The sequence below is a fragment of the Enterobacter sp. P82 genome (assembly GCF_037053385.1).
Classification (GTDB): domain Bacteria; phylum Pseudomonadota; class Gammaproteobacteria; order Enterobacterales; family Enterobacteriaceae; genus Enterobacter.
On the sequence record NZ_JBALHX010000001.1, the window covers coordinates 2,350,124 to 2,362,074 of the forward strand.

Below are 11,951 nucleotides of genomic sequence, written 5' to 3' on the forward strand. Positions count from 1 at the left end.
TCCCCTCCCTCTCCCTGTGGGAGAGGGCTGGGGTGAGGGCATCACGCCGCACCGTCGTTCAAAACAACCTCCTGCCTGAACCGCCGCAACTCCACCAGCACCATTAACAGAATCACACCCACAATCGCTAACACGAACCCGCTGCTGCTCGCCGACGCCACCGGGGTCATCATTGCCCCCAGCCCACCAAGGATCGCCGCACCAATTGCATCCCCCGTTACGTTCTGTGCCGTCCACAGGCCATTAATTCGCCCCAGCATTCCTTCCGGTGTCTGGGTCTGAATCAGGGTATATTGCAGCAGCGAACTGATAGCACTCAGCCAGCCGAAGATGACCAGACAAATCACGCCCAACGCCCACACCGGCATCAGGCTGAAGAAACCAATGGCGATAAACGAGGCCAGCGTGGCAAGCAGCATAATCAGCCCCGGGCGTACACTCTGCGCCAGATTACCGCTGGTCAGCGAGCCACACGCCGCACCAAGCGGAATGGCGGCGTAGAGAATGCCAATCTCCGAGGCGCTCATCTGCCACTCTCCCGCCAGTGCCGGGTACAGCACGCGCGCGGCGCTGGCCATCGTCAGCAGGCCGCCGAGCAGCGCAATCCCGCCAATCAGCGGGTTGGTGAACAGGAAACGAATAGCGGCCATCAGAGATTTCAGTGGATGTTCGCGCGGCTGCGGCGGAGGTGGCAGCAGCGGCAGGCGCAACAGCGTCAGCGTGGTGATGAAAGTTCCTGCCGCCGCCAGGCCATAGTTCCACACCACGTTGCCGGTCGCAAGCAGCAGACCGCCAACCATCGGCGAAATCACCGAACCCAGACGCACAGTCAGCATGGTAATGGCTCCCGCCTGCATCAGGTTTTCGCGCCCCACCAGCGCGGGGGTAGCAGCCAGCAGTGCCGTTACCCCTAGCGAGGCAAAAAAGCCGTCCCACAACCCGAGGGCGTAAATTGCCACAAGCGACGGATCCGGCAGCATGGCGTTCAGACACAAGCCAATAAACCCCACACCGCAGGTACCGCGCGCCAGCAGGATCAGTTTCTTACGCTCGTAGCGGTCTGCCAGTACACCTCCCACCATCAGGCCAATAAACATCGCCCCGCCCGTTAAGGTAACGGATAACCCCACCAGCCAGCTGGAGTGTGTCATGGCCTGGATCTGTACCGGCACGGCAACGCCGAGCAGGCCGAGAGATAAAATGGAGATAAAGCGGGCGATAAAAACTGCCCGGTATGCCGGGTGTGTTTTAAGCAGGCTGAGGTTGAGCAGCCAGGATTTTTGATTCATGACAAAGCCTTGAGTGTAATTCTACCCATTCAATGGGTGCACATGCTAACATAGCCAAATAAGATAGATAACGATAATCACTATCATTATCAAATCATGGATGTTGCTATGTCGTTTTCCTCTTCTTCGGGACGTGCCATTGCCGTGCCCGTTTTATTGCTGCTGTTGATCCTTGCGATTGCACTCAGCCTGCTGGTCGGCGCTAAGCCGCTGCCCGCGTCCGTTATCGTTGATGCGCTCACCGGCACCTGCCAGAGCGCCGACTGCATCATCGTGCTCGACGCCCGACTGCCCCGCACGCTTGCCGGACTGCTGGCCGGTGGCGCGCTGGGCCTTGCGGGTGCTCTGATGCAAACCCTCACCCGTAACCCGCTGGCCGACCCCGGTATTCTGGGCGTTAACAGCGGTGCCAGTTTTGCCATTGTGCTCGGCGCGGCCATGTTCGGGTTAACGTCAGCGTCTGAACAGCTGGTGATGGCCTTTTGCGGCGCACTGGTGGCCTCGCTGGTCGTGGCCTTTACCGGCAGCCAGGGCGGCGGCCAGCTTAGCCCGGTACGTCTGACCCTTGCGGGTGTCGCGCTCGCCGCAGTGCTGGAAGGGTTATCCAACGGCATCGCCCTGCTCAACCCGGACGTTTACGACCAGCTGCGCTTCTGGCAGGCCGGCTCGCTGGATATCCGTACGCTGGAAACCTTAAAGGTGGTGGTGATCCCGGTGATTATCGCTGCCACCGTCGCGCTGTTTTTAAGCCGGGCGCTGAATAGCCTGAGCCTGGGCAGCGATACTGCCACTGCGCTTGGTAACCGGGTTGCACGTACCCAACTCATTGGTCTTCTTGCCATTACCGTCCTGTGCGGCAGTGCAACGGCGGTAGTCGGCCCGATCGCCTTTATCGGCCTGATGATGCCGCATATGTCACGCTGGCTGGTGGGGGCAGATCACCGCTGGTCACTGCCGGTCACGCTTCTTGCAACGCCTGCCCTGCTGCTGTTTGCCGATATCCTGGGACGTTTGCTGGTACCCGGCGAGCTGCGCGTCTCAGTAGTCAGCGCCTTTATCGGCGCGCCAGTGCTGATCTTCCTGGTGCGGCGTAAACGCGGAGGTGGCGCATGATGGCCCCATCCCGTCGATTATTAACCTGCCTCTCCCTGCTGGTTATCACCACTCTGATACTGTCAGTCTGGAGCCTGCGCAGCGGTGCGATATTGCTTGATTTCAGCCAGGTCTTTGATGCGCTAACTGGCAGCGCACCGCGCAATGTCACGCTGGTAGTAACGGAATGGCGCCTGCCGCGTGTGGCGATGGCCATTCTGGTGGGTGCTGCACTCGGCATTAGCGGCGCGATTTTCCAGTCACTGATGCGCAACCCGCTCGGCAGCCCGGACGTGATGGGCCTCAATACCGGTGCCTGGAGCGGCGTATTAGTGGCAATGGTGCTGTTTGGTCAGCACCTGACGGCCATTACCTTTACCGCAATGGCCGGGGGTATTCTGACCTCGCTGATTATCTGGGCGCTGGCCTGGCGTAACGGTATCGACACCTTTCGTCTGATCATCATCGGCATCGGCGTGCGTGCAATGCTGATGGCGTTTAATACCTGGCTGTTGTTGCAGGCGTCACTGGAAACCGCGCTGTCTGCGGGACTGTGGTACGCCGGCTCCCTGAATGGCCTGACATGGGGCAAAACCTGGCCCGCGGCACCATTGATTGTTCTGATGTTTATCGGTGCCCTGCTGCTGGTGCGCCGCATGCGTCTGCTGGAGATGGGCGATGACAGTGCCTGCGCCCTGGGTGTGAGTGTTGAACGTTCGCGCCTGATGCTGATGCTGGTCGCCGTCTTGCTGACCGCAGCGGCGACGGCGATTGCCGGGCCAATCTCGTTTATCGCCCTGGTGGCACCGCATATTGCCCGGCGTCTTAGCGGCACTGCGCGCTGGGGCTTAACCCAGGCGGCGCTGTGTGGCGCATTGTTATTGCTGGCCGCCGATCTCTGCGCCCAACAGCTGTTTATGCCTTATCAACTTCCGGTGGGCGTCGTGACCGTCAGCCTCGGCGGGATTTACCTCATCGTCTTGTTAGTTCAGGAGTCACGCAAGAAATGACTGACTTAGCTTCCCGCTTGCGCGGCGACAACTTAACCCTGGGTTACGGCAAAAAAATCATTGCCCGTGACTTAACCGTTGCCATTCCGGACGGCCACTTTACGGCGATTATCGGCCCGAACGGCTGCGGAAAATCGACCCTGCTGCGCACCCTCAGCCGTTTGATGACGCCAGTTGAAGGGTGCGTGTACCTCGACGGCGAGCACATCCAGCACTTCGCCAGCAAAGAAGTGGCCAGGCGCATTGGGCTGCTGGCGCAAAACGCCACTACGCCGGGCGATATCACGGTGCAGGAGCTGGTCTCTCGCGGACGCTACCCGCATCAACCGCTGTTTACCCGCTGGCGTAAAGAGGATGACGAGGCGGTGACCCGCGCGATGCAGGCGACGGGCATTACCGATCTCGCCCGGCAAAGCGTGGATACCCTCTCTGGCGGGCAGCGCCAGCGCGCGTGGATCGCGATGGTGCTGGCGCAGGAGACGTCCATCATGCTGCTGGACGAGCCGACGACATGGCTGGACATCAGCCATCAGATTGATTTGCTCGAATTGCTAAGCGATCTCAACCGCACGCGGGGGTACACCCTGGCGGCGGTACTGCACGATTTGAATCAGGCCTGCCGCTACGCCACGCACCTGATTGCGCTGCGCGATGGCGAAATTGTGGCGCAGGGCGCACCGGGAGAGATTGTGACGCCGGAGCTGATCGAGCAGATCTACGGCATGCGCTGCATGATTATTGACGATCCGGTAGCGGGAACGCCGCTGGTGGTGCCGTTAGGTAAGCGTGCGGTCTGATGCCCTCACCCCGGCCCTCTCCCACAGGGAGAGGGAGCAACCCCTCCCCCCTTCAGGTCGTTACCCCAGGATTTCCTTCAACACCGGCCCTATCTTCTCAAATGCCTGCGGTGAAATGATATCTACGTGGGCGCAATCCTGGTTATGCACCTCCAGTTCACCTACCCACGGTGCCCAGGCCACCTGCGGATCCATCGTTCTGGTGCGCTCGGCAACAAACAGCGTCGCTTTGCCGTCAAAGCGTGAACTGTGCGCCGTTGTTAACAGCCGCACGGCATCGGCGTAGTTGCCTTCAATGGCATTAAACAGCTCACTTGAACCCTGCCCCTGCTGCGCGGCGATAAACGCCTGACGCTCGCGCTCAATTTCCGCCAACACTTCCTGGTCGAGGCCGTTGGCCTCTTTCTCCGCCCAGTTCTGGGTTTCCGGCGGCCAGGTATCCAGCAGGCCGAGGAATGCCACCTCTTCACCCTGCTCGCGCAGTCGGGCGGCAATGCCCTGAGCCAGCGTACCGCCGAGGGAATAGCCGAACAGGTAATACGGCCCCTGCGGCTGCTGGGCCCGCAGCGTCGCCAGATGATGCTCGATCACACCATCCAGATCGGCGCACTGCTGCATCGGCCCATCCGGGCGCGGGGACTGAATGCCCGTTATCGACCAGCGCGGGCTAAGGTAGCGTGCCAGCACGCTGAACTGCCAGGCAAAGCCGGACGCGGGGTGGAAACAGAACAGCGTCGGGCCATCGCTTTCACGCAGCGGCAGAAGGGTTTCATACCCCAGACGCTGCGCCTGCTCGTCACTCATCTGTGAATCCAGCAGCACGCTAAGCTTGCTCACCGTCGACGCAACCATAATCTGTCCCGGCGTCACCTTGCGGTTGAATGCGCGGCTTAACTGTGCCGCCAGGCGCATCGCCAGCAGCGAGTGTCCTCCGAGGGCGAAGAAATCGGCTTCGATATCATTCACCTCGCAACCCAGTAGCGCAGAAAACGCCTGCGCGACGGCAACTTCGGTGCCCGTCTCCGGCGCGCGGCCGGAAGTTTTACTGGTGAGCTCTGGCAGCGGCAGCGCCTTGCGGTCAAGCTTGCCGTTCGCACTTAACGGCAGCGCACTGATTTGCAGAAGCACCACCGGCACCATATGCGGCGGAAGCTGTGTTTTAAGCGATTCCAGCAAGGCATCGCGATCCAGCGGCAAACCGGATTCGGAGACAACGTACCCCACCAGCTGACGGGCATCCCCACCCGTTGCCGCCGCCTGGTTGAACACACAGGCGTGCGCCACAGCCTGAGCCACGTCCGGCAGCGAGAGCATTGCCCGGTCAATTTCACCCAGTTCAATACGCTGCCCGCGAATTTTCAGCTGATCATCGCTGCGGCCTAAATACTCCACCGCGCCGTTATCCAGCCAGCGGGCGACGTCACCGGTGCGGTACATACGTTCACCTGGCGCGAACGGGTCAGCGATAAAGCGGCTGGCGGTCAGATCAGGACGACCCAGATACCCCTGCGCCAGCTGAATACCGGTGAGATAGAGATCGCCTGCCACCCCAAACGGCACCGGGCGCATCATCGCATCCAGAATGCGCAGCCCCGTGTTCCACACCGGGAAGCCAATTGGCACGCTGTTGCCGTCCACCGCCGCCAGTTCAGGGCCATACGCCGGATACCAGCTGACATCCACAGCCGCTTCAGTCGGGCCGTAGAGGTTATGTAGCGGCGCATGGGTCAGTTGTTCCCATTCCCGGCACAGCGCCGCAGGCAGGGCTTCACCGCTGCAGAATACCTGCTTAAGCGACTGACAACAGTCGACGTTCTCCGGCGTCAGCGAGGCGACAAATGCCGCCAGCATCGACGGTACAAAGTGGGTGGTGGTCACACCGTGTTGCGCGAAGAAGGTCTGCATCGCCTGCGGATCACGGTGTGCTTCCGGCTCGGCCATTACCAGTTTCGCCCCGGCAATAAACGGCCACCAGAACTCCCATACCGAGACATCAAAGCTGCACGGCGTTTTCTGTGCCACCACGTCGCTGGCGTCCAGCGAGTAGTGATCCTGCATCCACTTCAGGCGGTTTACGATGGCAGTATGTCCAACCATCACCCCTTTCGGGCGGCCAGTGGAGCCAGAGGTAAAGATGATGTACGCCGTCTGCTCCGGCTTCGCCAGGCGCAGCGGTTCAATCTCCGCAGCCGGTAATAGTGTGTTGTAACTAAACGCAGTTATCGGCAGATCGCTAAAGCGCGGAAGCTGCTCGTTGGTGGTGATAAGCAGCGATGGCTTCGCATCCTCCAGCATCATCCGCAGACGATCGTCCGGGTAACCGGTATCCAGTGGCAGCCAGGCAGCCCCCGCTTCCACAATGCCGTGCAGCGCCAGCGTCAAAAATACCGAACGTGGTAAGGCCACCGCCACGCTGTCGCCCGGCTTCACGCCGCGTTCGCGCAGTAACGTTGCCAGCGCGACAACCTGCTCACGCATCTGGCGATAGCTCAGTTCAATATGCGCGTCCGCCAGCGCAGGGGCATCCGGCGTTTTGCTTGCCTGCTCCGCCACCAGATCCGCCAGCGTAGTGGACGGTAGCGCCAGCCCGGTATCATTGATGCGCGCCAGCTGGGCGTACTCCTGCTCCGAAACGGTTTCCACTTCGCTACAGCGCAGGTCCGGGTTGGCGGCAAACTGCGTCAGCATCGCGTTCAGGCGCGCCGCGTGACGGGTAAGTGTCGCTTCATCGTAGCGCTGTTTATTGGCGAGGATCTCAATGCTCAACCCACCCTGCTCGTCCGGGAAGAGTGCCAGCTCCAGATCGTTCACCGGCCCGGTGGCCAGCGTATGAGTGATAGCTTCCACACCGTCAATATCCAGCTGATAATCGAAAACTTTGACGTTCAGTACCGGGCCAAACAGCGCTTCGTCGCCTGCGGCACGACCACTGTCGCGCACAATTTGCTCGGCGTCGTAACGCTGATGGCGGCGCATTTTTTTCAGCTGATTCGCCAGGCGCAATGCCAGCTCTGGCAGGCTCTCCTGCGGATGGATATTGACCGCCAGCGGCAGGACGTTGAGTACCGGGCCGGTGGCAGTCAGCGCGGCGGAACCCATGCGACGCATAAAGATAAACCCGGCGGCGTAATCCAGCCGTCCCGTCAGACGCCCAAGCCACAGTGCCACCAGTGCCAGCGCCAGATCGGTACGCTGCACCTGCCCTGCCGCCTGTGCCAGTTGGCTAAAGGCACGTCTGTCAGCGGTCATGTTCAGACGCAGAATGTCGGTGGTTGCTGCACGCCCGGGTAGCGGCGTGGAAGAGAGCGAAATGGGGGAAGGAAGCGCTTTCCGCTGTTCAGCCCAGAAAGCGCCATCACGCTGATACGCCTCGCTGTCGCGATAGCGCTGATACTCTTCCACCACCTCCGCGAACGGCGTGAAAGGAGAATCCGGTGTGGGCTCCCCCTTTTTCCATGCGCGATAAATTGCGACGATCTGCCGGGTAATGGCCGGGAAGCTGAAGCCATCCACCACCAGGTGGTGATAACGCTGATACCAGTACCAGTGGCCTTCAGCAACCTGAATCAGCTGGTGAAACGCCAGCGGCTGGCCGCTGTCTACACGCAGGTTCTGGTTGAGATCGGCTGTCATCAGCGCCACAGCGTCATCGTGTGAGCCGACGCGAATGACGGTGGGTTCCGGCAACATCATGGACTCATCCACCCACTGCCACACTTCACCGTTATCTTCTGCGAAACGCATACGTAGGGTATCGGCCTGCATCATGCCTTCAAGAATGGCTTTGGCAAGCAGCGGCGCGTCAATATCGCCTTTCAGTTCAGTGTAGTGGGCTACGCTCCAGGCGTTGGGCAACGTGGACAGCTGTTCCGCCATCCAGATCCCCGGCTGGGCGGCGACGAGAGGAAGACGGTTCATGCGTTCTCCCCCGCATAATGAGACGGTTCTAACGTTTGCCAGTGTTCGTCCAGCCACTGCTGGCACGCTTCCTGCGACTGCGCTTCACATACCACACGCCAGCCAGCGGGCAGTGCGCACTGCTGCGGCCACAGGCTGTATTGCCCCTGCTCGTTAAGCAAAACGGCGAACTGTCCTTGCGGATTATCGAAAGGATTACTGAATTCCATACAGACTCCGTGAGTGAATAAGCGGCTGCCAGAGGATCATCAGCCCCTGCGTCAGCCCACCGCGCCAGCAAAGTGCATCGTGGCCACCATCAACCTGACGCCAGATAACTGGTTGCTGTGTGTGCTGTAGTTCGGCATAGATCGCCTGATTCGCGCGGAAAATAAGCGGTTCATTGCGCCCGGCCTCAAGGACAATACGCAGCCCATGTGCGGTTTTTTCGCCGGTTCTGAGCTGTTCGATGAGCAGTCCATCCTGCTGCGCACCGCGGTGCGGCCACCAGTAAGATCCAGACTGGCTGAGAATGCAGCCAAAGCGCTGCGGCCAGTTGAGTCCGGCATAAAGTGAAGAGAGTCCGCCAAAGCTCTGTCCCGCCACCACAGTACGGTCGGCGCGGTCACTAAATGGCGCGTGTTTTTTTACAAGAGGGAACAGTTCTTCCTGCACCGCCAGCCAGAAATCGGGGTTGCAGGGCAGTTCGCGGCTACGGTGCTCAATATCAATCACGTCGATCAATACGTAGACCGCAGGTGGCAGTTTGTGCCCGGTGGTGAGCGACGTCAGCGCAGACCACACCGGCATGCTTTCGGCCCAGAACTGACCGTCGAGCAATATCGCCAGCGGACGCTCTGGGCTGTCATCCCCGGTGGTAAAAATCCACACGCGGCGGCGGTTGTCCAGACGTGTGCTGTTCCACTCAATGCAGACTGGCGGCTGATACGGCGTATCGGGATGATCCCAGCCGGGCTGAACGGGCGCGTCCGGCATCTCCAGCGCCGAGACGGCATGACCGCGACCGCCGCGCCAGCTCTGCGGATTCAGCGGGTCGGAAACCGCGTGCGGCAGCAGCTTGCGCCAGCCTTCACGTAACGCCAGACGATCCGGATGTGCATCTTCAAACACCGCATCGGCAAAATCGTGTTCGTTATCAGAAGGGATAAAACAGTAGCTCCCCCGCCACTCGGGGCTGAACTCCCCCTGCCACTGCCAGACATCAGTATCGGGAATGCGTTCGAGGGATTGCGGGCGAGCATTTTGATGGTGGTCGGTTATGCCGGTGATGTAGAGCCAGACGCGTTTTACCGTCGATGTATTTTGCGTACCTTTCGGATCACGCCACCAGAACGTAACGCGATAGTTTCCCTTTTCACGTACCCATTCAGGTCCCTTTTTCGACTGCCACCACGCTTCACTTCCGGTTGTTAACGTCGTCACCCTTATAACCCCATGTTTCACAGTCTTTTTTGTTTCAGAGCAAATTTTATTGATAATATTATTGATAACTATTTGCATTTACAATAGCGTAATGCCCGCGCTGTGGGAAGCGCGTTCATAAGTAACCATAAAAGCGGGACACCCAATGAATAAGAAGATTCACTCTCTGGCCTTGCTGGTCAATTTAGGGATTTATGGCGTCGCGCTGCCAGCCATGGCAGACGACAATACCGCCTCTGCACAGCACGAAGACACGATGGTGATCACCGCCGCCGAGCAGAATTTGCAGGCACCGGGTGTATCGACCATTACCGCCGATGAAATCCGTAAAAACCCGCCCGCACGCGACGTGGCTGAAATCATCCGTACCATGCCGGGCGTTAACCTGACCGGGAACTCCACCAGCGGCCAGCGCGGTAATAACCGTCAGATCGACATCCGTGGCATGGGCCCGGAAAACACCCTGATCCTGATTGACGGCAAACCGGTGACCAGCCGTAACTCCATCCGTCTGGGCTGGCGCGGCGAGCGTGATACACGCGGGGATACCGGCTGGGTGCCACCGGAGATGATCGAACGCATCGAAGTGATCCGTGGACCAGCCGCCGCGCGCTACGGCAACGGTGCGGCGGGCGGTGTGGTAAACATCATCACCAAAAAGTTCGACGACCAGTGGCATGGCTCCTGGAACACCTATCTGAATGCGCCTGAACACAAGGATGAAGGTTCAACCAAGCGAACTAACTTCAGCCTGAGCGGACCGCTGGGCGGCGACTTCAGCTTCCGCATGTACGGTAACCTTGACAAAACCCAGGCCGATGCGTGGGACATTAACCAGGGCCATCAGTCTGACCGTACCGGCATCTATGCCAATACCCTGCCAGCAGGCCGCGAAGGGGTTGAAAACAAAGACATTAACGGCGTGGTCCGCTGGGACTTCGCGCCAATGCAGTCTCTGGAGTTTGAGGCGGGCTACAGCCGCCAGAACAACCTCTACGCGGGCGACACGCAGAACACCAACAACGACAATGCGCTGGTGAAGAAGAACTACGGTAAAGAGACCAACCGTATCTATCGCCAGAACTTTGCCGTGACCTGGAACGGCGGCTGGGATAACGGCATCACCACCAGCAACTGGGCGCAGTACGAGCACACCCGTAACTCGCGTCTGGGCGAGGGGTTGGCCGGGGGCACTGAAGGTCTGTTCAACAGCGATAAATTCACCGACACCGACCTGGCCGATGTGATGCTGCACAGCGAGATCAACCTGCCAATTGATTTCCTCGTCAACCAGAACCTGACCTTAGGTACCGAGTGGAACCAGCAGCGCATGAAGGACTCTACCTCCTTCACGCAAACCCTGCAGGGCGGGACCGTCCCGGGGATGAGTAACGATCGCAGCCCGTATACCTCCGCAGAGATCTTCTCGCTGTTCGCCGAGAACAACATGGAACTGACCGACAGCACCATGCTGACCCCGGCCCTGCGCTTCGATCACCACACCATCGTCGGCAACAACTGGAGCCCATCCCTGAATCTGTCGCAAGGTCTGGGCAATGACTTCACGCTGAAGATGGGGATTGCCCGCGCCTATAAAGCACCAAGCCTGTACCAGACCAACCCAAACTACCTGCTGTACAGCAAAGGCCAGGGGTGTTACGCCAGCTCTGATGGCGTCGGTTGCTACATGATGGGTAACGACGACCTGAAAGCGGAAACCAGCATCAACAAAGAAATTGGTCTGGAGTGGAAACGCGACGGCTGGCTGGCGGGCGTGACCTGGTTCCGTAACGATTATCGCGACAAGATTGAAGCGGGTTACACGCCAATTGGCCACACCTCCTCCGGTAAAGCGCAGACGGATATCTACCAGTGGGAAAACGTACCAAAAGCAGTAGTTGAAGGCCTGGAAGGCTCCCTGAACGTGCCGGTCAGCGACACGATCAACTGGACCAATAACATCACTTACATGCTACAAAGCAAGAACAAAGAGACCGGTGACCGTCTGTCGATCATCCCGGAGTACACGCTGAACTCAACCCTGAGCTGGCAGGTGCATCAGGATGTATCACTCCAGTCAACCTTCACCTGGTACGGCAAGCAGCAGCCGAAGAAGTACAACTACAAAGGTCAGCCGGTAACCGGATCGGAGAAAGACGAAGTCAGCCCTTACAGCATCGTTGGTCTGAGCGCGACCTGGGACATGACCAAAAATGTCAGCCTGACCGGCGGCGTGGATAACGTCTTCGATAAGCGTCAGTGGCGCGCAGGTAATGCCCAGACCACCGGGAATGCCACCACCGGGGCATATATGTACGGTGCAGGGGCATACACGTATAATGAGCCGGGCCGCACCTGGTACATGAGCGTGAATACGCGTTTCTGATACAGGCAGTAACTTCCCCTCTCCCTTTGGGAGAGGG

General features: G+C 59.4%; 8 protein-coding genes. 4 read left to right on the forward strand and 4 right to left on the reverse strand.

The window, feature by feature from the left end; translation table 11 throughout:
• Positions 1–41: 41 nt before the first annotated feature.
• Positions 42–1,289: an enterobactin transporter EntS gene (entS, locus tag WB237_RS11275; protein ID WP_336213009.1), complete on the reverse strand. Its 1,248-nt coding sequence runs from the start codon at positions 1,287–1,289 to the stop codon at positions 42–44.
• 108 nt (positions 1,290–1,397) lie between these two features.
• Between entS and fepD the strand changes: the two genes are divergently transcribed.
• From fepD to fepC, 3 genes are read left to right on the forward strand one after another with little or no spacing between them, the layout of a single operon-like run.
• Positions 1,398–2,402 carry a Fe(3+)-siderophore ABC transporter permease gene (gene fepD / locus WB237_RS11280; protein WP_336213012.1) on the forward strand — a complete coding sequence of 335 codons (1,005 nt, stop codon included), beginning with the start codon at positions 1,398–1,400 and terminating at the stop codon, positions 2,400–2,402.
• A complete protein-coding gene (gene fepG / locus WB237_RS11285) occupies positions 2,399–3,391 on the forward strand; it encodes an iron-enterobactin ABC transporter permease (protein ID WP_336213014.1) in 993 nt (330 codons plus the stop codon). Before fepD ends, fepG begins: the two co-directional genes overlap by 4 nt.
• Positions 3,388–4,188, forward strand: a complete 801-nt coding sequence (gene fepC / locus WB237_RS11290; RefSeq protein ID WP_336213016.1) for an iron-enterobactin ABC transporter ATP-binding protein — start codon at positions 3,388–3,390, stop codon at positions 4,186–4,188. Before fepG ends, fepC begins: the two co-directional genes overlap by 4 nt.
• Before the next feature lie 60 nt (positions 4,189–4,248).
• Here the strand turns inward: fepC and entF are convergent, their stop codons facing one another.
• Genes entF through fes form a run of 3 tightly spaced genes read right to left on the reverse strand, consistent with a single transcriptional unit; the run spans position 4,249 to position 9,528 of the window.
• Positions 4,249–8,106 (reverse strand): enterobactin non-ribosomal peptide synthetase EntF, encoded by a 3,858-nt coding sequence (entF, locus tag WB237_RS11295; protein WP_336213018.1) that lies wholly within the window; start codon positions 8,104–8,106, stop codon positions 4,249–4,251.
• The gene (locus WB237_RS11300; protein WP_129996492.1) at positions 8,103–8,315 is read right to left on the reverse strand and encodes an MbtH family protein; all 213 of its coding nucleotides are present in this window, start codon (positions 8,313–8,315) and stop codon (positions 8,103–8,105) included. Before WB237_RS11300 ends, entF begins: the two co-directional genes overlap by 4 nt.
• A complete protein-coding gene (fes, locus tag WB237_RS11305; protein ID WP_336213021.1) occupies positions 8,302–9,528 on the reverse strand; it encodes an enterochelin esterase in 1,227 nt (408 codons plus the stop codon). The genes WB237_RS11300 and fes overlap by 14 nt, the downstream gene beginning before the upstream one ends.
• A gap of 145 nt (positions 9,529–9,673) precedes the next feature.
• On the opposite strand from fes, the gene WB237_RS11310 reads away from it, so the two are divergent.
• Positions 9,674–11,914 carry a TonB-dependent siderophore receptor gene (locus WB237_RS11310; RefSeq protein WP_336213023.1) on the forward strand — a complete coding sequence of 747 codons (2,241 nt, stop codon included), beginning with the start codon at positions 9,674–9,676 and terminating at the stop codon, positions 11,912–11,914.
• Positions 11,915–11,951 lie beyond the last annotated feature (37 nt).